Origin of the sequence: Helicobacter bilis (assembly GCF_900198365.1) — a bacterium.
Taxonomy (GTDB): Bacteria; Campylobacterota; Campylobacteria; order Campylobacterales; family Helicobacteraceae; genus Helicobacter_A; species Helicobacter_A bilis_B.
Genome location: NZ_FZMS01000038.1, coordinates 16,294 through 40,794 on the forward strand (window position 1 = coordinate 16,294; position 24,501 = coordinate 40,794).

21 protein-coding genes are annotated in these 24,501 nt (G+C 35.3%); 16 read left to right on the plus strand and 5 right to left on the minus strand.

Features of this window, described 5'->3' with window-relative positions:
- Nucleotides 1–4 precede the first annotated feature (4 nt).
- The 3 genes from C6H08_RS05695 to C6H08_RS11270 form a co-directional block, all read right to left on the minus strand.
- Entirely contained in the window at nucleotides 5–445 is a 441-nt protein-coding gene (locus C6H08_RS05695) for a hypothetical protein (protein WP_052092684.1), read from the minus strand.
- A 242-nt stretch (nucleotides 446–687) separates the two neighbouring features.
- Nucleotides 688–936, minus strand: coding sequence for a flagellar biosynthesis anti-sigma factor FlgM (locus C6H08_RS05700; protein WP_005216841.1), 249 nt, complete (start codon nucleotides 934–936; stop codon nucleotides 688–690).
- A gap of 86 nt (nucleotides 937–1,022) precedes the next feature.
- Nucleotides 1,023–1,193 carry a hypothetical protein gene (locus C6H08_RS11270; protein ID WP_155116633.1) on the minus strand — a complete coding sequence of 57 codons (171 nt, stop codon included), beginning with the start codon at nucleotides 1,191–1,193 and terminating at the stop codon, nucleotides 1,023–1,025.
- Between the two features lie 187 nt (nucleotides 1,194–1,380).
- On the opposite strand from C6H08_RS11270, the gene C6H08_RS05705 reads away from it, so the two are divergent.
- Complete coding sequence (locus tag C6H08_RS05705) at nucleotides 1,381–2,745, plus strand: peptidoglycan DD-metalloendopeptidase family protein (RefSeq protein ID WP_034563081.1); 1,365 nt, start codon at nucleotides 1,381–1,383, stop codon at nucleotides 2,743–2,745.
- Nucleotides 2,746–2,754: 9 nt separating this feature from the next.
- The gene (locus C6H08_RS05710) at nucleotides 2,755–3,384 is read left to right on the plus strand and encodes an NUDIX domain-containing protein (RefSeq protein WP_080745713.1); all 630 of its coding nucleotides are present in this window, start codon (nucleotides 2,755–2,757) and stop codon (nucleotides 3,382–3,384) included.
- 475 nt (nucleotides 3,385–3,859) lie between these two features.
- Here the strand turns inward: C6H08_RS05710 and fliW are convergent, their stop codons facing one another.
- Entirely contained in the window at nucleotides 3,860–4,273 is a 414-nt protein-coding gene (gene fliW / locus C6H08_RS05715; protein WP_004086083.1) for a flagellar assembly protein FliW, read from the minus strand.
- A 222-nt stretch (nucleotides 4,274–4,495) separates the two neighbouring features.
- Here fliW and C6H08_RS05720 point away from each other — a divergent pair, with 222 nt between their 5' ends.
- Both C6H08_RS05720 and lon read left to right on the plus strand, forming a co-directional pair.
- Nucleotides 4,496–5,128 (plus strand): outer membrane protein assembly factor BamD, encoded by a 633-nt coding sequence (locus tag C6H08_RS05720; protein WP_052092887.1) that lies wholly within the window; start codon nucleotides 4,496–4,498, stop codon nucleotides 5,126–5,128.
- Nucleotides 5,129–5,158: 30 nt separating this feature from the next.
- The gene (gene lon / locus C6H08_RS05725) at nucleotides 5,159–7,678 is read left to right on the plus strand and encodes an endopeptidase La (RefSeq protein WP_194145882.1); all 2,520 of its coding nucleotides are present in this window, start codon (nucleotides 5,159–5,161) and stop codon (nucleotides 7,676–7,678) included.
- Nucleotides 7,679–7,914: 236 nt separating this feature from the next.
- On the opposite strand, the gene C6H08_RS05730 is transcribed toward lon, so the two are convergent.
- Nucleotides 7,915–9,930, minus strand: coding sequence for a nitrilase-related carbon-nitrogen hydrolase (locus C6H08_RS05730; RefSeq protein ID WP_034580576.1), 2,016 nt, complete (start codon nucleotides 9,928–9,930; stop codon nucleotides 7,915–7,917).
- Nucleotides 9,931–10,134: 204 nt separating this feature from the next.
- On the opposite strand from C6H08_RS05730, the gene C6H08_RS05735 reads away from it, so the two are divergent.
- From C6H08_RS05735 to C6H08_RS05790, 12 genes are all read left to right on the plus strand, one after another.
- On the plus strand, nucleotides 10,135–11,916 hold the full coding sequence (locus C6H08_RS05735; RefSeq protein ID WP_104686130.1) for a hydrogenase small subunit: 1,782 nt from the start codon (nucleotides 10,135–10,137) through the stop codon (nucleotides 11,914–11,916).
- A gap of 195 nt (nucleotides 11,917–12,111) precedes the next feature.
- Entirely contained in the window at nucleotides 12,112–13,086 is a 975-nt protein-coding gene (locus C6H08_RS05740; protein ID WP_104686131.1) for an aldo/keto reductase, read from the plus strand.
- Nucleotides 13,087–13,490: 404 nt separating this feature from the next.
- Nucleotides 13,491–15,743 carry a DNA methyltransferase gene (locus tag C6H08_RS05745; protein WP_233708496.1) on the plus strand — a complete coding sequence of 751 codons (2,253 nt, stop codon included), beginning with the start codon at nucleotides 13,491–13,493 and terminating at the stop codon, nucleotides 15,741–15,743.
- Nucleotides 15,736–18,309 carry a DEAD/DEAH box helicase family protein gene (locus C6H08_RS05755; RefSeq protein WP_034579130.1) on the plus strand — a complete coding sequence of 858 codons (2,574 nt, stop codon included), beginning with the start codon at nucleotides 15,736–15,738 and terminating at the stop codon, nucleotides 18,307–18,309. The genes C6H08_RS05745 and C6H08_RS05755 overlap by 8 nt, the downstream gene beginning before the upstream one ends.
- A 74-nt stretch (nucleotides 18,310–18,383) precedes the next feature.
- Nucleotides 18,384–18,803, plus strand: a complete 420-nt coding sequence (locus tag C6H08_RS05760; RefSeq protein ID WP_034579132.1) for a MerR family transcriptional regulator — start codon at nucleotides 18,384–18,386, stop codon at nucleotides 18,801–18,803.
- 210 nt (nucleotides 18,804–19,013) lie between these two features.
- Nucleotides 19,014–20,120, plus strand: a complete 1,107-nt coding sequence (locus C6H08_RS05765) for an alpha/beta hydrolase (protein ID WP_080745650.1) — start codon at nucleotides 19,014–19,016, stop codon at nucleotides 20,118–20,120.
- 21 nt (nucleotides 20,121–20,141) lie between these two features.
- The gene (locus C6H08_RS11925; protein WP_233708497.1) at nucleotides 20,142–20,378 is read left to right on the plus strand and encodes a cupin domain-containing protein; all 237 of its coding nucleotides are present in this window, start codon (nucleotides 20,142–20,144) and stop codon (nucleotides 20,376–20,378) included.
- 21 nt (nucleotides 20,379–20,399) lie between these two features.
- Nucleotides 20,400–20,624: a cupin domain-containing protein gene (locus C6H08_RS11930; protein WP_233708498.1), complete on the plus strand. Its 225-nt coding sequence runs from the start codon at nucleotides 20,400–20,402 to the stop codon at nucleotides 20,622–20,624.
- A gap of 162 nt (nucleotides 20,625–20,786) precedes the next feature.
- On the plus strand, nucleotides 20,787–21,041 hold the full coding sequence (locus tag C6H08_RS05775) for a DNA adenine methylase (RefSeq protein WP_034563640.1): 255 nt from the start codon (nucleotides 20,787–20,789) through the stop codon (nucleotides 21,039–21,041).
- Nucleotides 21,042–21,066: 25 nt separating this feature from the next.
- A complete protein-coding gene (locus C6H08_RS05780) occupies nucleotides 21,067–22,458 on the plus strand; it encodes a hypothetical protein (protein WP_034563638.1) in 1,392 nt (463 codons plus the stop codon).
- On the plus strand, nucleotides 22,455–23,375 hold the full coding sequence (locus C6H08_RS05785; protein WP_034579134.1) for a Dam family site-specific DNA-(adenine-N6)-methyltransferase: 921 nt from the start codon (nucleotides 22,455–22,457) through the stop codon (nucleotides 23,373–23,375). The genes C6H08_RS05780 and C6H08_RS05785 overlap by 4 nt, the downstream gene beginning before the upstream one ends.
- The gene (locus C6H08_RS05790) at nucleotides 23,356–24,414 is read left to right on the plus strand and encodes a DNA adenine methylase (protein WP_034563634.1); all 1,059 of its coding nucleotides are present in this window, start codon (nucleotides 23,356–23,358) and stop codon (nucleotides 24,412–24,414) included. The genes C6H08_RS05785 and C6H08_RS05790 overlap by 20 nt, the downstream gene beginning before the upstream one ends.
- Nucleotides 24,415–24,501: the final 87 nt, after the last annotated feature.

A 24,501-nucleotide genomic window follows, 5' to 3' on the forward strand; every position in this document is an offset into this window, starting at 1 on the left:
CCCTTTACGCTTGGATTCTTAATAGTTGGCTTTGTTCTACGCGACTTTTGTAATCTGCTTTTTCACGCGGGATAAGTCTATCAGCAATAGAAGTGTAAAACTCACTCACTGCAAAAACCATGCGTGCATAATGCGTATTAATGCTTTTTAACTCTTCTAATGTTTTACGCATATCTGCCAGAAGTGTATTTGCCCTCTCATCTAGAATCTCTGTTAATTTTAAATGCGGATTGTTTTGTGTAAGCTGTAACATCTCTTGGTCTATCATGCTTTTTGCAAGCTCAAACTCTCTAATCGTTGAAGCCTTTAAAGCACCGCGTTCAAAAACCACTTCATGATTTGCCGCTTTTACATCTTCAATATCACTTTGTGTGTAAGCAATGAGTGATTGTAACTTGGCGATTGCGTCAGTAAGGTATGTGTGAAGTATTTCTGTCTTTATCATGGTCCAACCCTAGTAATAAACAGACAGAAACTAAAAGTTGTAGAGATATATGAAATCTAAGATTTATTAAAATTTGTTGCTTAAACCTTATCGCAAGACATAACCTTACAAAATAGAATCCTGCGGAAGTCTAAGTAACAGAAACTTAAAAATCTTAGTGAAGCTAAAAAGCTTATTCTCTGTATCTGCTAGATACTCTAATCCCCTAGATACTCTAGCATAATGTAGAATCTGTCCTTATACTAGAGATTAAGCAAACTTTGTGCCATTTTTTCAGAAGTTGCAGCTAAATTGACTTGATAGTTACCATTTTTAATATCTTCTTTAAGTTGGGCGATTCTATCGCTATGCTTTCTATCGCCAACATTTGAGAATAGATTATTTTCTTGCTGCTTATTTTCAACGCTTTTTTCATAATTGCGGTTTATATCATTTCGTTCTCTTGCTTGAGTTTGCTGAACGGAAGCCGCTATACTGCTAGCAATTCTCATATTTGTCTCCTTACAAAAGATTTTCTTACTAAATCGGCTAAAATATAAAAAATTCAAGTGTCCTACTGGATTTTTGTGCTGAAATTTTATTGAATCTTTTTATTCATTTCTGATTGAAAATTCTCCACCGTTGTTGTGCCACCTTGTGATTTTCCACCGCTATATGAATTTGCCCCCTTATATGTATAAAAGAGAATAAATGCCATTGCGTAAAGAAAACACACAAAAACTATGGTAGGATAAATCCAATTTCGCACATTCTAGCCTTTAAACTTGTGAAATTAAGATTTATATACAAAAAAAAGATATAATCTAACCTTTATTTCACTTATGACACTCTTAAATAAGAGTATCTCAAACATAATGTTAGCAAATATAATACCAAAATTCTAACATATTTTAATTTTTTTGTGAAGTATTTTAAAAAAGGAAAGTAAAAGAATAATGAATATTTTTTGCAAAATCATACTTCTATACTGCGTTGCGATGAATATAGCAGTATTTGGCACAGAAAGCCAAGATTTATCAAGTAAAGATTCATCAAGTAGAGATTCTCAAAATACAGATAACAATACAAAAGAGATAGAATCTAAAGTCTCAAAGCCCACAAAAACAAATGGATTCTACGCAACCTACACAGAGCAGTATAAATGGGAGTATGGCTCAACTTTCTTGGGCTTTTTAGCAAAAAATAATATCTCTGAAAAGACATATTATAACCTTAGCCCGGAAGATAAAGAACTCGTTGCTGATGTAAAAACAGATAGCGATATGTTTGTTGTGCGTGATTCTTTAGGGAATCTAGTGCAAGCTTTTTTGTCATTAAATGCAGACACACAAGTGCATATTTTCTATGATTTTGCAAAAGAGCAATACAGCCTTGAGATTATCCCTATTATTTCAATACAATTAGAACAAAAAGTTGTAGCACAAATCCAAGATGGTGGCGGACCATCAAGCGCATTATATGGAGCAACGCAAGACCCAAAGCTAAATCAAGAGTTCATCGCCGCATATAAAATGCGTCAAGTTGTGCAAAAAGGCGATAGAATCGCAGCAGTATATCTAAGACAATACAGACTAGGAAAGCCAATCGGTGCTCCCGATATAAAGTCCATTGCTGTGGAATCTAATAAAAAATTTCAATATCTATTTGGATATAAAAACCGCTATTATGATTTAGATGGAAAAGAGATGGCAAACTTCTTTTTAATCACGCCGGTAAAATATCGCAGAATAAGCTCTAGATTCTCATCAGGGCGAAGACACCCCGTTTTAGGCTATGTGCGTCCGCATTATGGCGTGGATTATGCCGCAATTACAGGCACGCCGATCTATGCAGCAGGTGAGGGAAGGATTACTTTTTCTGGGGTAAAAGGTGGGTATGGTAAGGTTGTAGAGATTAATCACTCTGGTGGGATTAAAACCCTATATGCCCACATGAGTAAAATTGCAAAAAGCAGTCGTGTTGGCACTTATGTAAGACAAGGCACATATATCGGCAATGTCGGCAGCACAGGACTTAGCACAGGACCGCATTTACATTTTGGCGTGTATAAAAATAATAAGCCTATTAATCCATTGGGACAGATTAAAACCGCTCGCAGTGAGTTAAGCGGAAAGGATAAAAAAGCCTTTAGCGAGTTTGCAAAGGAAGCAAAAGAAATACTTGATACATTTGTGAAAAATGCGGCATTTAATAACAATACCTTTGTGATACAAAAAACCCTTATCCATGATGACTCATTAGATGAAGATTCTGATGAGATTGAGTATAGCGACACCACGAGCGATAATACTCCACAATAAAGGAATGCTATGCCAACAAACATGCTTTGCTATAAAGGACAAGACATGCCCCTGCCACTTCCAAATACGCCAGAAATTATTGATATAAGCCCACTCACAACTTCAAAATACCTGCAATTACAACAAGTAAGATTCAAAGAAAACAATGATATAAAAGTGTGGGATATTGCAAATGCCAATGATAGTGTTGCAATTTTGCTTTATAATAAGGACAAAGATGGCTTTATCCTTGTGCGACAATTTAGAGTAAGTGTATTTTTGAAAAATCCCTTGCATGGCTTTATGTATGAATTATGTGCGGGATTATGCGATAAAGATATTAGCCCAAACGAGATTGCAGTCCAAGAGATACAGGAAGAATGCGGTTATCATGTAGAAGCAAACAAGCTAGTTTTAATCAATCAATTTTATAGTAGTGTAGGTATGAATGGAGCGCGTCAATATCTCTTTTATGCAGAAGTAAGCGACCAAGACAGAGTGAGTGAGGGTGGTGGTAATAAAAATGAGCAAGAATATATTGACATTATCTTTGTGCCAAGAGAGCTTATACATGAATTCTTACAAGATTCTAAATGCCCTACAACACAATCTTTTGTGTATGCGATTTTATGGTTTGAACGACAAAAGTTTGTTGTGTGAAACATAGGGCGTGTTTTTATTGTATTGGCAAGGGGCTACGATATGGGTAGTTTCACTCCAACTTACCAAACCCAAAACCCATACATCAACACTTACAGAGTCTTTATTCATGAAGCTTTTGACTCACTATAGCAAGTACGCATTTATCTATGTAATGATTTTCTTATAATTCTATATAATTTTTTTGTTTAATCTAAGATTTTACTGATTAAAAGCATGTTTTGTGTGCTAATAGAGCATATAAAACTACATGTTTATTTTATTAAATGTAAGTAAGTAAAGCATACAAAATACGCTGCGTTTTTTTGTTTATATTGTTTTGATTTCTGTTTGGATCTCAATTTACAGCTAATATCTATATAAAGATAGCAGTGTATTGGGTCGAGAAGTGTATGCACCACGATGCACAATAATTTGAATTGTAGCGGATGCTTCAATAGCCCATAGGTGCGTTGTGGAGAGAAAAAGTGTAGGGTTATGCTTGCGGTTGTGCGTCTGTATCCTGCGGATAGTAGTTAGCTATTGGTTCTGCGAGTTTATAATGTGGGTATTTAATGCTATCAAGGACGATTTGAGCCATAGTGAGATTGTCAAAGTTAAAAACTAAAGGTGCAAGGAAATTAATCGTTGAGCGTTCAATTGGATTTTGCATAACCATGATATTAGCAGTTAGAATATTTTTACTATTTTCTAAATCAAGCAATAGTTTTAATGCCATAGGCACTTCAAATTCATAAGTTTCGCGTAAAACAAACGGATTAACTAGAGTAAAAATTGGCGTCGCATCATCAGCATTTGTTAATCGCAGAAAAACTTCATCAAGCTTTTCTAGCTTCATCTTATTAACATGCTCAAAACCTAAAATTGGCGACTTGACTTCAAAAATCATAACACTCTCCGAGATTAACATTATAAGTTGCGAATGCTACATACACAATGCTTTTAGTATTTCTTAAGCCCTTAAAGCTATATAGCAAAATGAATATTTTACCAAAAAGTTTATAAATATGCAAACATAACACGAATTTTTTATATAATATCGTTTATTTTTTAAGCGGAGTTTATTTTGCAAAATAAAACACTTTACAATACATTTTCTTCCTATTCTACCATGTTATTATGCCTATTTTTATCATGTTTGTTTATGGCATGTAGTAATAAGGATAAAGAAGTTGTCTATAATCAACCAGCAAGTTTTTGGTATGAGGGAATCTTTAAAAACATACGACTTGGGAATCTAGAGACAGCTGATAGCTATTTTTCTTCCTTGCAGAGTGAGCATTTAAACTCGCCACTTATACCAGAGGCAATGTTAGCCTTAGGACAAGCTCATTTAAGTAATGAAGAATATATTTTATCGGACTTTTATTTTAAAGAGTATTTAAAGCGATATGGGAATACAAATAATGCCGATTATATTAGCTTTTTGCGGTTAAAATCGCATTTATACGCATTTAAAAATGCTTCAAAAGATCAACAATTTATGACAGATTCTATAATCTTAATACAAGAATTTATGGAGAAATATCCAAATAGTAGATACATGCCTTTTGTGCATGAGATGGAAGTAAAATTTGTGCTAGGGCAAAATGAGCTGAATAAAGCTATTGCAAGAGTGTATGAAAAAAATGATCAAAAAGAAGCGGAACAGATATATAAGGAAAGAATAGATTCTGACTTGCAGGAAGCCACAAAGCCAACACCATCAAAGGTGCCATGGTATATGGTGCTACTCAACTGGTAGAAAATATATAAATACAAAGAAAGGATTATTATGGATAAAGAAAATGAAGCATTAGTTACATTGCCTGTCGTTGTAGAAGAAGAAATGTTTGTATTTCCTTTTATCATTGCCCCCATTTTTATCTCGGATAAAGCAAATATAGCAGCCGTGCAGAAAGCCCAAAAAGGTAATGAAAATATATTTGTAGTATGTGCGAAAAATAATCCAAAAGATAATGATGTGCCTTTCTATGATGTAGGCGTTGTGGGTAAAATCATGCGTAAGGTGAGTTTGCCTGATGGGCGTATAAAGATTCTATTTCAAGGAATCTCAAAAGGCAAAATCACAGAGATTATCAATGTAGAGCCATTAGAAGCACAGATTGAAGTCATCACTTATAAGCCAAGCAATAAGCAGACAATAGACGCACTTCTAGCAGTGTTTATGGAAAAGATTAATGCCTTAGCACATTTAAGTCAAAACATTTCGCCTGATTTATTACGCAATATTGAAAGCACAGATGACCCAAATAAAGTTGTAGATTTAGTAACTTCTACTTTGCGATTAAAAAAGGAGCAAAGCTATGTTCTATTCTCTAGTAATGATACAGAAGATAGGCTTATGCTTGCCACTCAAATGGTATTAGAAGAGATTGAAACGCAAAAATTACAAAAAGATATAAAATCAAAAGTGCATACAAAAATGGATCAAATTAATCGCGAATTTTTCCTAAAAGAGCAATTAAAACAGATTCAAAAAGAGCTAGGCATTGATAAACAACGAGATGAAGAGATAGGCCAATATTATAGCAAACTAGAAGAGTTAAAAAGCGGTATGCACGAAGATGCGTATAAAGAGATTAAAAAGCAAATTGATAGACTATCCCGCGCTCATCCTGATAGCTCTGATGCGAATATGGTGCAAAACTATGTAGAATGGATGTTAGAGATTCCATTTACAAGCATAAGTAGCAAAAAATTAAGCATTAAAAATGTAGAAAAGCAATTAAGTAGCGATCATTACTCCCTTGTTGATGCGAAGCAAAGGATAGTAGAATATTTTGCAGTCAAACAGCTTTTAGAACAAAGAGCAAAAGATAAAGCAAGTGAATCTAAAGAAAATACAAAAAAGATAGAATCTAAAAAAGATGACTTAAAAGAAGATTCTAAAAACGATGAGACTATCAATACAAACGAAAAGCATAAAGGCACTATCCTTTGCTTTTATGGAGCGCCCGGTGTTGGTAAAACTAGCCTTGCAAACTCAATAGCAACTGCCCTTAATAGACCGCTTGTAAGGATTGCATTAGGTGGATTAGAAGATGTGAATGAATTAAGGGGGCATAGACGCACCTATCTAGGCTCAATGCCGGGTAGAATCCTGCAAGGCTTAATAGATTCTAAAAAGATGAATCCAGTCGTTGTGCTTGATGAAATCGATAAGATTGTAAGGGGAGTAAGGGGCGATCCTACAAGTGTGCTTTTAGAGATTCTAGACCCAGAGCAGAATGTGAGTTTTAGAGACTATTACGCAAACTTTAGCATAGATTTATCGCAAGTCGTATTTATCGCAACGGCAAATGATATTTCACTCATTCCCGCACCGCTTAGAGATAGAATGGAGTTTATAGAAATCAGCAGCTACACACCGCAGGAAAAATACGAAATAGCAAAAAAATATCTCATTCCACAAGAGATTAAAAATCACGGCTTACGACCAGATGAGATAAAAATCTCTAAAGATGCGATAGAGACCATTATCCATAACTACACAAGGGAAGCAGGGGTAAGGAATCTCCGCAGGAAAATAGCACAAATCATGCGTAAAGCTGCAGTCGAGATTCTAAGCAATAAGGCACAGACTATACAAGTAGGCGTGAAAGACTTAACAAGACTATTGAAAAAAAGTGTATTTGAGATTGACAAAGCAGAGAGAAAGCCAAGGCTTGGTGTTGTCAATGGACTAGCATGGACAGCGGTTGGTGGCGATGTATTAAAGATTGAGGCATTATCCCTGCTTGGTAAGGGTAATCTAAAACTCACAGGGCAATTAGGCGATGTGATGAAAGAATCTGCCTATATCGCTTACTCTGTTGTGAAAAATAGGCTTGATAATACCCTGCAAAAAGACTTTAAAAAGTTGAATGCTAAATCGAGTAATACAGAATCTAAAGACAACACAGAAACCATAAAAGATACAGAATCTAGCACCTATAAAAGCCCAACAGAAACACTTGATATTCACTTACATGTCCCAGAAGGTGCTACGCCAAAAGATGGTCCTAGTGCTGGCATTACTATGGCATGTGCTATCGCTTCAATCCTATTTGATAGAAATGTAAGGCAAGATGTGGCAATGACGGGCGAGCTTAACCTTAGCGGTGAAGTTTTGCCTATTGGAGGGCTTAAAGAAAAGCTTATAGCAGCCTATAAAGCAGATATTAAAAAAGCTCTAATCCCGCTTAAAAACTATAAAAGAGATTTAGAAGATATACCAAAAGAAGTGCAGCAAAACCTAGAAATAATTGCCGTCCAAAACATTGATGAGGTCTTTAAGCATGTGCTTTTGTAGATTCTAAGCTACTTTAAAGATGAGTTAGAATCTTTCTTATTGGAATCTATTTCACAACATACTACACAAAATACAAGATTCCATAATAATTTTGAAATCTTTTCTTCGCAGATTGATTTTTAGATAAACACAGAATCTTTGTTTGCCGTATTGAGCTTGAGTGAAGCGAAAAAAGGGAGATATCTTAAAGCCCAGAATCCAAAAAGATGTTTCGCCTTTTTCAAAATCTTTAGAATCTAATCCCTGCCATTATTTGCTGTAATAATAGCCTTTGGTGTGTGGTTTGTAGAGTGATAGATAAAGGTTTGAAAGCTTCGTGCATAGTATTTCATAATCATTTGCTGCATAAAATGTTGTGTTGATGGGTAAAACCACGCATTATTGCTTAACATAAGAATGTATTTTGCCCCCGTGTTATAGGGTAGCTCCATAGTCCCCTCATAGCAGTTTGCAATAGCCACATGTAAGCCCTGAGTGATAAAGGATATAATTTCATCACCTTTATTGAAACCAAAGCTATCGCCAAAAATCTCTTCAAAAAGTGGCGATAAGATAGCATTAAATGGCAGTGTCTCTCCAAAAGGCACAAGGGCGTTTTTATCAGCGATGAGACTATAACCTTTTGAGAAAATATAGACACTATTGTAATAGCCAAAATCTTTAGTCGGCGTATTGATATAGCTAGATTCTATGGAATCAGAATCTAGCTGTTTTTCTCTCTGCTTTAATGTATCGAGTGTGAAAAGAGATGAATGCTTTTTGTGTGTGTTTGTAGAATCTATTTTATTATATGTAGTCTTTGAGTTTGTTTTAGAATCTAGATTCTGTTTATTGTCATTTTGCGCTGTAGCTGAAAAATCTTTGCTAGATTTCAAGCTTTTGGATATTTCGCTTCGCTCAACATGACAAGCATTAGAATCTAGATTCTGTGTCAAGTCTGTGTTGTTTGTATCGCAATGACTAGAATCTAAAAACTTACCAAGTTCTATATTTTGCACACGCATAGCCCCAGTTACAATGGTGATATGCCTACTTAAATCAAGCAGTTTATTATATAGCTCTGTTTGTGTATTTAGAATCATAGGAAAGCTTGTTTCAGGTAAGATTACAAGCGGATAGCCCTCATCTATTGCTTGTTGTATAGCTTGTAAATTATTAGCGATTATACTCTCTCTATTCTCTTCTTCCCAACGCATATCCTGTTTGTATTGTGTTTCTATGATTTTTGCTTGTAGTTTTGGGTCTTGTCTTGTCATATCATAGTCTAAAGACATGAGTAATAATAATGGGGCAAGGAGTTGTAGGGCACTTTTTGTGATGATAAAATAACACGCAAAAGCAACGCATAAGAGACTTAAAAGTGATGCTTCAAACACACTATATGAGCTTAAATACGCAATATTCAACCAATTAAAATCAAGCGGGTGCAGAATAAAAAGTGATGCCATAGCGATGATACGCCATACTAGATTCTGAAAATATAATAGAATCCAAAAAAACAAACCATAAATAATCCCCACACACACAATAATAAAAGGTATAAGCAGACTCAAACCCTCAAAGCGAAAGCTAAGTGTCATCCAATAGAATCCAAAAATCCCCACAAAAAACCCAAACCAAAAGCGATACATTCGCGGCATGAATAAAAATATAGCAATGCTTAATGGATAACACAAGCTAACACCTATATAAGTATTTTTATGTAGTAAAGAAAAGATTCCAACACAAAATAGTATAAACACGAGAAAAAGGGGCAATGCAGTCTCAACGACATATTTTTTAGCGTGAATTAGGGGCTTTTTACTTAGTGTGTTATTGTGAGATTCTACTTTTAAGCGTATCAATATAGCACAGATATACAGCATAAAAGCCACTAAAAAAACACAAAAGATTCCATACAAAATAGGTGGCAGAATAGATTCTAATATAAAGCACCAAAATGGCAACCAAAATAAAAAGCCAAAACACATACCCACCATTGCTTTATGTAATATTTTTTTGAATCTTGTTTGCTTTTTTAATGTTTGTGTAGGTATTGCTTGGGTAACCCTGCCTTGCATAATCCTAGAAAGTAATGATGGGGAAAAAATATAAAATGGATAGCAAAATACAACTTGTAATAAAGAAGCAGTATGTAAATATATAGTCGCATGTCGCAATACAAGAAAATGCTTTGTTTTACATGTTATAAAGAATGTCTTTAAAAAGTTATATATTTTGTTGTTTATATGTTGTTGTGAGTTTTGTGTCAAAACAAGCCTTTTATTATTTAGTACTATAAATGCGATATTTTATCATAAATGCAGGACTTTAGATGAAGTAATTATGGCAAACCGACTTTTAGAATCTTTTATAACGCATGAAAACCACATACAAGCTTATAGTAATTTATATCTGTAATACATGAAAGTGTGATACAATATTACAGATTCTATACTATGATATAGGGAGAGACAATGGCAGCATTACAAAAAGAAGAGATTGAAGCAAAGTTGCAAAATCGCTTAAAAGCTCTATCACACACGACAAAAAGCACAATGTTACAAGATGACTCTACAAAAGCATGGCTAAAAGAGCAACTCTCACTCATCAGTGTGCCAAAAATCATGCTTGATACTTGCGTAGAGATTCTAGAATACATGGGCGATTTAAAGGTAGTATGGCTACATTTACAAGAATGCACGGGGTGTAGTGAGAGTTTATTAAGGACAGAGACACCTAGCTTTGAAGTCTTACTTTTTGATATATTTAAGATTGTGTATCATGACTTAGTGATGGTATCAAGCGGACATGGAGCGGTTGCTGCATTAGAGCATGCAAACTCACATGAAAAGTATGTATTGCTTGTTGAGGGCAGCATTCCTATGGGCTTTGCAAAAGATTATATCACGCTTGGAAATAGAAATGGCTATGATGAAATCTCACATTTAATACATAATGCAGAAGCGGTATTTGCTATCGGCACATGCTCTAGCTTTGGTGGGATTCAGAGTGCGTATCCAAATCCTACAAATGGACATGCTTTAAGTGAGATTTTTGAAAGAGAGATTATTAATGTCCCGGGTTGTCCGCCAAGTGATAAAAACATTGTAGCAACACTGCTTTATTATTATTTATTTGCAGAATCTCCTAGCCTTGATTCACTGAAACGACCATTATGGGCGTATAGTAAAAGTGTGCATGATTTATGCGAGAGAAAAAGCTCTTTTATGGCTGGTGATTTTGTAGAATCTTTTGATGACCCAAATATGAAAGAGGGCTATTGCCTTTATAAAGTCGGCTGTAAAGGTCCATATACCTATAATAACTGCCCGAAAGTGAAATTTAACGCAAAGACAAGCTGGCCTGTGCAAGGCGGACATGGCTGTATTGGTTGCAGTGAGCCAAACTTTTGGGATAATTTTGGCAATATTGAAAAGCCCTTAAGCAATAAAAGCTTTTTTACTCTCAATGAAAAGTTCATGCCAAAAATTATCCCCCTAATCCTTAAAAAGTTAGAATCTCCCATAAAAAATACGCAAGAATATATTGATTTTGCAAACACACTAAAAAGCACAAAAAGTCTTTTTATAAACCTAAATACAGATGAAAGCAGTATGCTATCCTATGAAAATAGCGAATGCCAATCGCTATTAACTTGTGCTATCTCACTCAATCCAAAGCTAACACTGCAAAGCTATGAAAGCAAAAATAAGCAAGGAAAAAAGCTATATGCAAACTATCAAAATACAATGAAAAATCGCTTTGAAAGTTTAATGAAGCTTAGTGATACTGAAAGAGTAAGCAAGAATATCAATGATATATTTAGCCTTTTTGGGCTGATTTTAGATGATGCTGAATTGCTTGAGAGTGAATTAAACATGATTAATGCGTGGTTAGAATCTAGCTTTAATGCTTTAAGTGAAAAGTTTCAAGCCACACATATACTGCAACTTGCAAAAGATTTTAAATTCCCACATGTAAGTGAGCTAGGCTTTAAGTTTAAAAAAGATGACGGGGGCTACACGCTTGATTATACAAAGGCATTATCCATTGCTATGGCATATCGCATAGGTGGGTTAGATATGTATGGATTAGCATATAGCATGGCGTGTGATTTAGCAAATGCCTTTGTTGAGATTATAGACACAACACATGATACTATCGTATTGCAAGGTAAGATTTTCCAGCTACCTTTTATCCAGCAAATCTTCACTCAAAAACTAAAGGATAAAATGATTATTGTGCTTACTTGTTAGCTTGCGAGGTATGTTTTGGAGTCGATGTTTATATAAAGTCCCAAATGACTTATCCTTTTCTAGGATAAGTCATTGAGATTCTAAAAATCTTATAACAACTTAATATATTCCCCCCCCCCCCTTGACAAACACTAAGTGTCAGGCTTTATAATGCCAAGCTTAAATCTAAGATTCAAAAAATATTAAAGGACATCAATGCAATATATCACTCTAAATAATGGCATAAAAATGCCTAGTATTGGGCTTGGGACTTATGGGCTTAAAGGGCAAAAGGGTGTGAAAATAATGCAAAATGCCCTGCATATTGGATACAGACTCTTTGACACTGCACAAATGTATGAGAATGAAAAGGAAGTAGGCATAGCTCTAGCTACGCAAAGCCTAAAAGATTCTAACTCACAAACAAAAGAATTTGGAGTTTTTAGCATTCATTCCACGACACATTTAGATTCTAATAGCATTGTAGATTCTAGCACCACGCCAATCTCAAACCCACACAAGCAATCAGCCCATAGAGAATCTAGCGAAGTTAGCTCAAATGATTTAAGCTGCCCATTGCAAAGAAATGAGCTTTTTATCACTACAAAGCTTTCATCTAGTATGCCCTATAAAAAGGCGTGGCAAAGCATAGAGCAAAGCCTACAAAATCTAGGGCTAGAATATGTAGATTTACTGCTAATCCACGAGCCTTACGCAAATGCTAAAGAGATGTATAAAGCCTGTGAAGAGGCGTATCACAAAGGGCTTATCCACGCGATTGGAATCTCAAATTTTTATGGCAGATTTTTGGAGGATTTTTTAGATTCTGTGCGTGTTAAGCCGGTGCTAAATCAAGTCCAAGCACATATTTTCTTTCAACAGCACACATTGCAAAAATTTTTAGAATCTGAAGGCATTCACTTACAAGCGTGGAGTCCTTTAGCTTGTGGGAAAAATGATATTTTTACAAATGAGACTCTGCAAAGCATGGCAAAAGCCCATCATAAAAGCACTGCACAAATTGCTTTGAAATTTCTACTAGATAAAGGAATGAGTATTATCCCAAAGGCTTCAAGCTTTGAAAAATTGCAAGAAAATCTCACACTTTTTGACTTTAGCTTAACGCAAAAAGAGAGAGATTCTATCACGCAACTTGATAGGAATAAAAGCCTTTTTGGCTGGGACTGCTAAGGCTGTCTCTATACACAAACCGCCCACAAAACGCTAGATTTTAGTATAGATTGCCACGATTTTGCTAATGCAAAATCTCGCAATGACACAAATTTATATGTCGCCCCTTGTGATACCAAGCCTTGCGAAGTATCTAAAAACACAGCATCTAAAAGAGATTTTTCGTTTGCTACGCAAACTCAAAACGAAGCTTCTTTAGAAAATGACAAGGGATATTTCGCTAACGCTCAATATGACAAGCAAAGTGCGGTTTGTTAGAAAACAAGCAAAGCAAAGTTTCTTTGAGAGAACAAAGCGTAAGTTTTTTAGACACACAAAGCCTAGTTTCTTTGAGAAAATCCTGCAATTATCAATCTTTGGCTACAATTTTATGCAGTAATTACCAAGCTTTTAAAGGATACACAATGCAAAAAGCAACACACAAAGAGCATACACTACTGCAAATCTTACAAGAGAAGTTTCAAAGCATAGAGAATCTTCGCACTCTAGCCATAGATTCTAATAGAGAGCTTTTAAGCTTTTTGCTAGAATCTAGCGAGTTTAGAGAGCGGTTTTTCACTAGAGTTGATAGCGTAGCAGTCTTTGAAAAGGATAAGTTTTTAGACTTTTTAAAGCTTAGAATGCTTAATAAATCCTACACTGCTTTTAGTAATAAAATCGGCTTGCAGTTAGAATCTAGCTTTGAAAACACTTCAAAAGTCGTGCTAAACTTCCCCTTTAAAGACTGCGTTTTAAAGGGCGCACAAAGCAGAGATGAGCAAAAGAGCAAGGAAATATTTTTTAATGAAGTGTTGGCTAGAAGTGAGATTGATATTTTATTTTCTCCAAAAGCTTTGCAAAATTTTGAGCTTATAGGGCAAGGGGATTTAAAAGAAAATCTTAACAATGCCAATCTCTTAATCAAAGGCAATAACCTTTTAGCTCTGCACTCTTTAAAAAAGAAGTTTGCAAATCAAGTAAAACTTATTTATATTGACCCACCTTATAATACAGGCAATGATAGCTTTAATTATAATGACAACTTCAATCACTCCACTTGGCTTACTTTTATGAAAAACCGCCTTGAAATCGCAAGGGAATTTTTAAGAGATGATGGCGTGATATTTATACAATGCGATGACAACGAACAGGCTTATTTGAAAGTGCTATGCGATGAGATATTTGGGAGAGAGAATTTTGTCGGTTGTATTGTATGGCTTAAAGGTAACGCACAAAATGATGCCGATACAATGCAAAGAAACCAAGAATATATCCTATGTTATGCAAAAAATATAGAATCTAAACCCATTTATAAAATCAAGCAAAAGGTAAAAGTAAAAGCCTTTAAAGATGAAAAAACAGGTAGATTCTACTACGAGGGAGCGGGGCTTACTATGGGTGGCGGCGATGGCGGAAGCTTAGAGAATAGACCAAATCTAGGCTATACCTTTTACTACAATCCGCAAACAAAAGATATAAAACCACTTTTAGATTATGATAAAGATTCTGTAAAAACCATTACAAATCACGATGAGTTATATAACGATAATGAAGAGTTGATAAAGCAAGGCTATGTGCCGATACGCCCCCCAAAAATGGGTGTTGGAAATGGGCGTTGGAAATGGGCGTTGGAAAAAACGCTTAATGAGCTTGATAGGATTCTTATTAAAGCTGGTAAAAATGGCTATTCTGTTTTACGCAAAGAGTGGCTAGATTCTAAACAAGTCAAACAAGATGAAAATGGCAACTACTATGCGATAATAGAAAAGGAAAATCCGCCCAAAAGCTTTGCTGACTTTGTGGGAAGTGGCGTAGGAAGCAAGGAAAATAAAGCCCTTTTTGATACAAAAGTGTTTAATAATCCAAAACCCGAAGCACTTATGAAATATATTATTGAAATATCTACAAGGGCGGTGGCGGAAGGATTTTGTGATGATTTTGTGGGTTGTCAAGGTGGAGGCGAAGGGAGTTACCTAGAGGGTAATGACCAAGCCGACAACGCAGACTCCCGCAAAAGCACGCAAAAGCCAACGCCTGATTTAGTAATGGACTTTTTTGCAGGTAGTGGCACGACTTTAGCCGTAGCTATGAAAATGAAAAGGCAATTTATAGGGATTGAACAAATGGACTATATAGAATCTATCACAAAAGAGCGACTTAAAAAAGTGATAAATGGGGAGCAAGGGGGGATTAGCAAAGCGGTAGATTGGCAAGGAGGCGGAAGCTTTATCTATGCAGAGCTTATGCCTTTAAATGCAATATATAAAGAGAGAATAAAAAATTTAGCTTGTCATACTGAACCTATCCATTGTTATGCTGAGTTTGCCCCTTGTCATACTGAGCGTAGCGAAGTATCTCAAAATACAGAATCTACAAGAGATTTGCATAAAGATATTTCGCTATCGCTCAATATGACAAGTATAGAAAAAGAGCTAGAAAAAATCTACAACGATTTAGAATCTAAAGCCTTTGTAGATTATAGAGTGGATATACAAGCAATGCTAAAGGATAAAGAATTTTACACATTAAGCCTTGATGAGAAACGAAAGGTTTTATATGCGATTTTAGATTCTAATATGGATTATGTTTTGTATGATGATATAGATGATAGTGAGTATGGGGTAAGTGATGAGCTAAGGGAATTAAATAGAATCTTTTATGGAGAAAATGATGAGTGAAAATAACCAAAATTTAAGCCAAAAAATAGCAAATGCGTTGGAATTTGGTAGTGATGTAGAAATTCCAAGCTATATCACGCAAAATTTAAACAAAGATTTAAGAGAGTATCAAATAACTGCCTTAAAGCATTTTTATTTGCAAAGAAAAAACCCGCAAACAAACCACTTAATGTTTAATATGGCAACAGGCAGTGGGAAAACGCTCATAATGGCGGCGTTAATGCTGGACTTGTATAAAAGGGGATATAGGGAGTTTGTGTTTTTTGTGAATTCTAATGCGATTGTGGAAAAGACTAGGGATAATTTTTGTAATAAAACAAGTAGCAAATATCTCTTTAGTGAGAGTATTATCATAGATTCTAAACGCGTGGAAGTAAGGAGTGTGGATAGCTTTAGTGCATGTGATAGTGAAAGCATAAATATAAGCTTTAATACCATTCAAGGACTACATTCACTTTTTACCCAAGAGAGAGAAAATAGCCTAACTTTAGCGGATTTAAAAGGGCGTAAAATCGTGCTTATCGCTGATGAAGCACATCATCTAAACACAGATACCAAAAGTAAGCTAACTAAAGAACAAGAAATAGAAAAGCAAAGCTGGGAGGGGACGATAAAAAGTGCTTTAGGGCAAAATAGCGAAAATCTCTTGCTAGAATTTAGCGCGACAATCCCAAATGATGAAAGCGTCCTAAACAAATATAGAGATAAAATCGTGTATGAATACGCATTGAAGCAGTTTTATAACGATAGATATAGTAAGAAAATCTTTTTAGTCAAATATGAGAGCAGGGAGCTAAAGGAGCTATTTTTAGGAGCGTGTATTTTGAGCCTTTTTCGGCAGTTTGTAGGCAGAGATTCTAGCGTGTATGTCAAGCCTGTGATACTCTTTAAAAGTGGGAGTATCGCTAAGTCAAAAGAGAATGAAAAGGACTTTTATGAGTTTTTAGAAAAGCTAGATTCTAAAGAGATTGAGAGATTTTTGCAAAATGTGGATTCTAGTGGAGATGAGCTACTGCAAAGGGCAAAGGGCTACTTTGAAAAGGCGTTTGAAAACTACGCGTTCAAAGTAGCAGAGCATATAAAGGCTAGTTTTGATAAAAGCTACTGCATAAATATGAATGATGAAAAAGACTTAGAAGCTAATCAAAAAAAGCTCAATACTCTAGAATCTAGAGATAATGCTTTGCGTGTGATATTTGCCGTAGATAGGCTAAATGAGGGCTGGGATGTGCTAAATCTCTATGACATCGTGCGACTTGATAATGCTAAAGATAATAATAAAACAACGAGCAATGCCCAGCTTATAGGGAGAGGGGCAAGGTATTATCCCTTTTACTATAAAGAGGGCTATGAAGTGGATAAAAGGAAGTTTGACAATGAGCAAAATGCCTTAGATGTGCTAGAGGCTTTAAGCTATCATTCCTTTAATGAGAGTAGCTATATCACTGCTTTACAAAAAGAGCTAGAAAATCAAGGCACCCCCGCACAAGATACAAGGACTCTCTACAAACTACAACCGCAAGAAAAGGCACTCACACTTGCAAGGGAGTTTGCTAAAAATGCGACACAAGATTCTAAAGATGTTGCTAAACACGATGAGAATCTAAGCTTACCCATAATGAGCAATGATATAAGAAAGCTTAAGGAAAATGAGAGTTTGTTTCACAAAGCAAAAGAGATAGAAAATACTATAAGCACACTCTCTATACCGCTACTAGGAAGCAGGGAAAAATCACAAGTAGAAGCCTATAAAAAGCAGGAATTTAGCGAAGATGAATTTGCTATAAAGAGCTTAAAATCTATCAATAAAGCGGTGTTTCTAAAGGCGATGAATAAAGAGGGTATAGGCTTTAATATGCTAAAAAATCTGCGTGAAGTGGGAAGCAAGAGAGAGTTTATAGAAAAGCATTTATATACGCTAGAAGTGCGCTTTCACAAAAAGCAGGAATTTAGCAGAGCATCGCAACTGCATATCGCAACTTTCATAGTAAAAAGGCTAAAAGAGATTCTAAACGCTAAGGGTGCAAAGTGGGAGATAGAGCCATTTAGGATAAAGTATTTTACGCTAAGGGCTAGAGATCTATGGAGTGAAAAAGAGCTAGAAAAAAGCAAATATCAATGGCTAGTGTATGACAAAATACTAAAAGCGGATTCTAGCTATGAAGGGGCGTTTTTAGACTTTATCAATGGCTATAAAGACAGGCTAGATGAAACATATCAGCACTGGTGCGTGATACGCAATGAATGCTTTAGCGAATTTAAGCTTTTTGGCAGGGATAATGTGGGGGAAGTGCGGGGGTTTAACCCGGATTTTGTGTTTTTTGGTGTGAGTGGGGATAATAAGGAAGTGCTATTTGAATGCGTGATAGAGGCTAAGGGGGAGCAACTAGAATCTAATGATAAGTGGAAAGAGAATCTTTTGCTAGATTTAGAGAGCGAGCTTGTAAGCGTGAGAGAGAAGGAGAAGAATGCTAAGAATCTAAGGCTAAGGGGACTTGGGTTTTTTAGTAAAGCAAAAGAAGAAGATTTTAAAAAAGAATTTACAAAAGTGGTGCTAGGGGCGTAAAAGGAATGAGAATCTATAAGGGTATAAATTTAGCTTAAATCTTTATGCGATAAAAATGCTATAAAGGACAACAAATGGCATATACAATCATAGAAGTTGAGAGGGCAACAAATATCCCTTCAAGAAAGATAAGATTCTGGCTTGATAAGGGGCTATTCCCTTTTGTAGAACGCGATGAAAATGGGGTGCGTTACTTTGCAAAAAGTGATATGGAGTGGCTAAAGTGGATAGAGTGGCTTAGGCAGTGTGGAATGAGCTTAAATGAGATTAGAGCGTATGCGGAGGCTTTAAGTGGAGGCATTAAAACTGCACCAAAACGCAGGGCATTATTGCAAAAAAGCTACGCGAATTTACAAGCATATATCGCTTCACTGCAAGAGATTTCACAAAAGCTAGAGACAAAACTTAGAATGTATGATGAGATGATAGAAAAGGGCGTAGATACCTTTAATCCACAAAGTAGGGATTATAAAGAGTGTGAAAAGCAGTGTTAAGCTACTGCTAAATCGCCCTTAGTCAAATAGGCTATATTTCCTTAGCCTTAAGCTTGACTTTGAAATTCTAGCCGCTTTCAAGCCCTAGTCTAAATAAGTTCAAAAATCTTGCATTTCCCCCTTGACAGACACTAAGTGTCAGGTTTTATACTTTCACACATAGAATCAATAAGATTCTAAATATTTCACATTTATTTTAAAGGACACACAATGAAAACAAAACAAAATCGCAGAGACTTTTTACAAAAAGTTAGCATAGGAGCGGGGGCGTTGCTTATAGGCAATACGCTTTTTGCAAAAGAAAATAGCCCCAAAAGTCAAAATGAGCAAAAATTTAGAGAAGAAAAGCTAAATCTTAGCACAAAGTGGGATAAGACTTTCCCTAAAAGCCCTAAGGTGCTTCATCAAAAAGTAACCTTTCACAATCGCTATGGAATCACACTTGCTGCTGATTTGTATCTACCAAAACATCTAAGTAAAGATTCTAAACTTCCAGCTATTGCACTAAGTGGTCCCTTTGGTGCGGTAAAAGAGCAATCAAGCGGACTTTACGCACAGATTCTAGCAGAAAATGGCTTTATCACTCTAGCCTTTGACCCTAGCTTTACAGGGGAGAGTGGTGGGCTTCCTCGCTTTGTCGCCTCGCCTGATATAAATACAGAGGACTTTAGTGCGGCACTAGATTTTCTAAGCCTTTATCCAAGTGTGGATTCTAGTAAAATCGGCGTTGTGGGGATTTGTGGCTTTGGGGGCTTTGCGATTAATGCAGCGGCAAATGACCCACGCATTAAGGCTACCCTTGCTTCTACGATGTATGATATGAGTCGTGTGAATGCAAATGGCTATTTTGATAAAGAAAATAGCAAAGAAGCAAGGAATAAAAAGCGAAAAGAGTTGGCAGACCAAAGGCTAAAAGACTATAAAAGCGGTGTGTATGCCCAAGCAGGAGGCGTGATAGACCCATTGCCAAGTGATGTGCCAGAATTTGTGAAAGACTATCACGCTTATTACAAAACAAAAAGGGGCTATCATCAAAGGTCGCTAAACTCTAATGGCGGGTGGAATCTCACTTCAACTTTGCCATTTTTGAATATGCCGATTTTAGCTTATAGTGATGAGATTGAGAGTGCAGTGCTTTTGATACACGGGGAGAAGGCACATAGCAGATATTTTAGCGAAGATGCGTATAAAAAGCTAAAGGGTAAAAATAAAGAGCTTTTCATTGTCAAAAACGCTTCACACACGGATTTATACGATAAAGTAGATATTATCCCTTTTGCGAAAATTGTGGAGTTTTTTAAGCAGTATTTAGTATAAATATTTTTTTAAGGAGAGAGTATGCGAGCAAGTAAAATTGTTTTTGTTAGTATGTTGGCAATATGTTTGGCTCAAGGAGAATCTATGCAAGAGATTACAAAAGAGGCAAAAGAGATGAAAGGAGATTCTAGAATCTTTAGTGGTGATGTTAGAATTACAATGCTTTTTGAGAAAAATGCGTGGCGAGACTTTAGCAGTGCAAAGGTGCATTTTAGCCCAAAGGCTAGGACGGCTTGGCATACTCACCCTGCTGGATAGACACTCATTGTTACGCAAGGTGTGATTTACGCAGGCACAAAAGATGGCATTATTCACAAAGCAGAAGTAGGGGAGAGCATTTCTTGTCCGCCAAATGTAGCGCATTGGCACGGAGCTGGGTTAGAATCTAGTGGCACACATATCGCCCTAACGCAATATGATAAGGATTCTAATGTGATATGGGGCGATAAGCTAAGCGATACAGAGTATTTACAAGCGATTAAACAAGCAGAGAAAAGGAAATGATATGCGGGATATAATAAAAGATAGATTCTAAAAGGACAAAATAAACACGCTTTAGATTCTATATGCAGAATCTAAAAGACCCACACAGGCAATGCTTACGCAAATATTGTATAATTTTGCCTTTTAATACTTGCAAATTAATACTCGCAAAGAAAGGCTAGAATGTTCTCCTTATCATCTCGCCGCTACACAGGAGCTAAAACAAAGCTTTTAGATTCTATTGATACAAGCATTTTAAAAAGCTTTGATTATAGAGATAGGAAAAATCTTAGCTTTTTTGATGTGTTTAGTGGCACAGGGGTTATGAGTGAGTATTTTGCTAAAAAGAAAGAGTTTAATAGTATTATCATCAATGATTTTTTACACTCAAATTTCATCATTTATCAAGGCTTTTTTACACAAGATTCTGTGGTATAATCCCTACAAAACACAAAGGCAAACAATGAATCTCTATATCCTCACAGAAGAGCGACCAAAACAGGAAGTGTTGCATACTGTCATTACGAGATTTTTGCAAGATAAAAAGTTTTGTGCTTTTATAGATACGCTTAAGATTTTGCCCATTGTTAAAGAGAATTGCTTTACCTTTAGTTATGAGATTCTAGGCGTGTCGTGCAAGGTAGTTGAAAAAATCTATGTCAAAATTGTAAGTGGGACGAGTAGTTTTGTGGATTATCTTGTGTTTTTTCAAGAGAATGAGCCTACTCCTAAAGATATTCCACTTTATGCGATTGAAGAGACAAAGACAAATGATAGTGAAAGCCGAAATACAGGCGTATATCAACGCATTACTAAATTTGTCTATCTTAACAATTTTTATCCACAGACAACAAAAATTATGCTTTACAATCTTAAAACTGAACTCAAAAAACCCACACAAACTTCAATTTTTGGCACAAGGATTTTACGCACTTTGGGCGTGGAGATTATAGGAAAGGATTTTAGAGAAAATGATGAGATTTTAAAGCCTTTTGAAAGTATAAAAGAATTGATAGTTTATAAAAACTCAATGAGAAAACCACCAAAAAATAATACTCCACTTAACATCCACAAAATTAAAGATATAATCTTTATAAGTGCAAGACTTTTTAAAGCAAATACCCTATCTCACGACCCAAATATTGGGGCGATAAGTGGTATTTGTGCAGCGTTACGAAAGCTGGGGTTTAAAGAGAATCTTACTATCACACATCACGGCTTAGAACAAAAACATCTTGGTAAAAATAATAAATTTATACAAATAGCAAATGTGCTACATATTGACTTAGATGGACTTACAATTCCAAAAGCAAAATTGCCACAAACATATTGGCATTATGAAACACAAGGCGAGAAACTTGCGACAATTTTTATCCATCTTGTTGTGGAGCATTTTAGCAATGCTTATGGGATTTTTGAAAATCACGCAGGATGTGAAAAAAGCTATTTTTTAACAGCAGATGGCAATTACATAGCGTTACAAAAATATGAGGATAAGCAATCTTATAAGCAAGGTAACAAAAAGGCAAGGCTTTTTATTCCTGATTTGATTTTGCTTGACCCTAAAAACCTTGAAATTATCAATATTGAGGGTAAAAAATATATCAACAAGCAACAAGGAATCAAAGAATTAGACAATTATGATTGCATAGAGACAGAATATATCTCAAAATATTATAAAAATTATAAAATTATCCGCACTCTTGTGCTTTATGGCTCTTTGCGTGAAGAAATTATAGATATTGAAGTAGGCTTTTTACTTAATGAAAAAGGTAAAATGATTTTGGGGATTAAAGCACCAAAAATTTTTATACAAAGCTTAGAAAATTTACTCGCATTTTGGAAACCACAATGACAAAAATAATACAATCAAAACCAAGCTATATCAAATCTCCGCTCAATTACATTGGCGGAAAATACAAAGTCTTATCCCAAATCCTACCTTTATTTCCTAAAAGAATTGATACTTTTATAGATGTATTTTGTGGGGGTTGTAATGTAGCAGTTAATGTCAATGCCAAGCGAATTTTGGCAAATGATAATTTAAGTTATCTTATCGCTCTTTTAAAATTTTTACAACAAAATCCTTTAGAAAAAACACTGCAAGAAATAGAGCAAATCATACATTTTTATGCTTTAAGCAAAGAAAATGCAGAGGGTTATAAACTTTTAAGAGATGATTATAATACCCGTAAGCTTCCTTTAAAATTACTTGCTCTTATTGCCTTTAGCTTCAATCATCAAATACGCTTTAATAATGCCCACCATTTTAACACCCCTTTTGGCAGAAATCGCTCAAGTTTTAACCCACAAATGCAAATCAATCTCATCGCTTTTATACAATCCTTACAACAAATAAATATCACACTTTCTAGCCTTGATTTTAGTGAAGTTTTTAGCACTTTAGATTCTATGCAAGATAAAGAAATATTTGTGTATTGCGACCCACCCTATCTTATTACGCAAGGCACTTATAATGATGGCAAAAGGGGCTTTAGTGGCTGGAATGAAAGCCTAGAAAAAGATCTTTTAAATTATCTTAGCAAACTAGATTCTAAAGGTATTCTCTTTGGACTTTCAAATGTCCTTACCCATAAAGGAAGGGAAAATAAGCTTTTAAAAGAGTGGTTAGAAAAGCATAATTTTTATATCCACACCATACAAACACACTATACAAATGCAAATTATCAAGCAAAATATAGGGATAAACAACATACGCAAGAAGTATTCATTACAAATTACAAGGCGGACAATGCGTTTTATTGGCAATAAAGAAAAACTAGCCCCTATCATTTATGACTTTTTACAAAAACTTGAGCTTATTAAAACACAAAAACAAAGCTTTTTTGATGTTTTTAGTGGTAGTGTGAGTATGGGGAAATTCTTTAGACAAAAAGGTTTTAAAGTATATAGTAGTGATATACTTTATTTTTCTTATGTTTTGCAAAAAGCCTATTTAGAGTATAAAAGTCCAAGCTTTAAAAAGCTTTTGCCACTTATAGAAAAACAATCTTCACAAAATAACGCATTTTTTAGCACTCCTTATGAAAAGGTGCTAAATGTTTTAAATTCCTTGCAAGGCTTAGAAGGATTTATCAGCACACATTACGCACCCAGTCCCATAAATGCAAGAATGTATTTCACACAAGAAAACGCACAAAAAATAGATGCGATGCGTTTGCAAATAGAGCAATGGAAAAATGAAAATCATATCAACGAGAGTGAGTATTTTATCCTCCTTGCCACACTTTTAGAATCTGTGTCTTTATTTGCAAATGTGGCAGGTGTGTATGCGGCATTTTGTAAAAGTTGGGACAAAAGAGCTTTAAAGCCTTTTGCGTTAAAACCTATTGTGTTTTTGCAGGGCATAAGTGGGAAGTGCTTTTGTGGCGATAGTGTAAAGCTTTTGCAAAGTTTTAAAGAGTCCATTGATATACTTTATCTTGATCCACCTTATAATCAAAGACAATACGCCCCAAATTATCATTTACTAGAAACCCTTGCAAGATATGATAATCCTAGCATTAAAGGTGTGGCTGGAATGCGTGAGTGGGGGAAGCAAAAAAGCCTATTTTGCAACGCAAAAACTGCTTTAATACAGCTAGAAAAGATTGTAAAATTACCTTGCTATAAAACCTTAGCATTAAGCTACAATAGCGATGGAATTATGCAAAAAGATTCTATTTTCAAGCTTTTAGAATCCTTTGGTAAAGTAAGTTTTTATGAAATTCCTTATAGACGATTTAAAAGCAACGCTAAAGTGCGAAAAAATGATGTATTTGAATACTTATGGGTGCTTGAAAAATTTTAATTGCAATTTGTGAAGAAATTTTTACAATTAAACAAAACACATATCAAAGGAATGCAGATTCTGCCCCTAAGCACAGATGATTTAATT

Coding starts and splice junctions, on each gene's coding strand:
- C6H08_RS05760 (WP_034579132.1), top strand. CDS start 18,384: ATGGCATATACAATCATAGAAGTTGAGAGGGCAACAAATATCCCTTCA.
- C6H08_RS05735 (WP_104686130.1), top strand. CDS start 10,135: ATGGCAGCATTACAAAAAGAAGAGATTGAAGCAAAGTTGCAAAATCGC.
- C6H08_RS05780 (WP_034563638.1), top strand. CDS start 21,067: ATGAATCTCTATATCCTCACAGAAGAGCGACCAAAACAGGAAGTGTTG.
- C6H08_RS05790 (WP_034563634.1), top strand. CDS start 23,356: ATGCGTTTTATTGGCAATAAAGAAAAACTAGCCCCTATCATTTATGAC.
- C6H08_RS05740 (WP_104686131.1), top strand. CDS start 12,112: ATGCAATATATCACTCTAAATAATGGCATAAAAATGCCTAGTATTGGG.
- C6H08_RS05720 (WP_052092887.1), top strand. CDS start 4,496: ATGTTATTATGCCTATTTTTATCATGTTTGTTTATGGCATGTAGTAAT.
- C6H08_RS05755 (WP_034579130.1), top strand. CDS start 15,736: ATGAGTGAAAATAACCAAAATTTAAGCCAAAAAATAGCAAATGCGTTG.
- C6H08_RS05700 (WP_005216841.1), bottom strand. CDS start 936: ATGAGAATTGCTAGCAGTATAGCGGCTTCCGTTCAGCAAACTCAAGCA.
- C6H08_RS05705 (WP_034563081.1), top strand. CDS start 1,381: ATGAATATTTTTTGCAAAATCATACTTCTATACTGCGTTGCGATGAAT.
- C6H08_RS05745 (WP_233708496.1), top strand. CDS start 13,491: ATGCAAAAAGCAACACACAAAGAGCATACACTACTGCAAATCTTACAA.
- C6H08_RS11925 (WP_233708497.1), top strand. CDS start 20,142: ATGCGAGCAAGTAAAATTGTTTTTGTTAGTATGTTGGCAATATGTTTG.
- C6H08_RS05765 (WP_080745650.1), top strand. CDS start 19,014: ATGAAAACAAAACAAAATCGCAGAGACTTTTTACAAAAAGTTAGCATA.
- C6H08_RS05775 (WP_034563640.1), top strand. CDS start 20,787: ATGTTCTCCTTATCATCTCGCCGCTACACAGGAGCTAAAACAAAGCTT.
- C6H08_RS05695 (WP_052092684.1), bottom strand. CDS start 445: ATGATAAAGACAGAAATACTTCACACATACCTTACTGACGCAATCGCC.
- C6H08_RS05710 (WP_080745713.1), top strand. CDS start 2,755: ATGCCAACAAACATGCTTTGCTATAAAGGACAAGACATGCCCCTGCCA.
- fliW (WP_004086083.1), bottom strand. CDS start 4,273: ATGATTTTTGAAGTCAAGTCGCCAATTTTAGGTTTTGAGCATGTTAAT.
- lon (WP_194145882.1), top strand. CDS start 5,159: ATGGATAAAGAAAATGAAGCATTAGTTACATTGCCTGTCGTTGTAGAA.
- C6H08_RS05785 (WP_034579134.1), top strand. CDS start 22,455: ATGACAAAAATAATACAATCAAAACCAAGCTATATCAAATCTCCGCTC.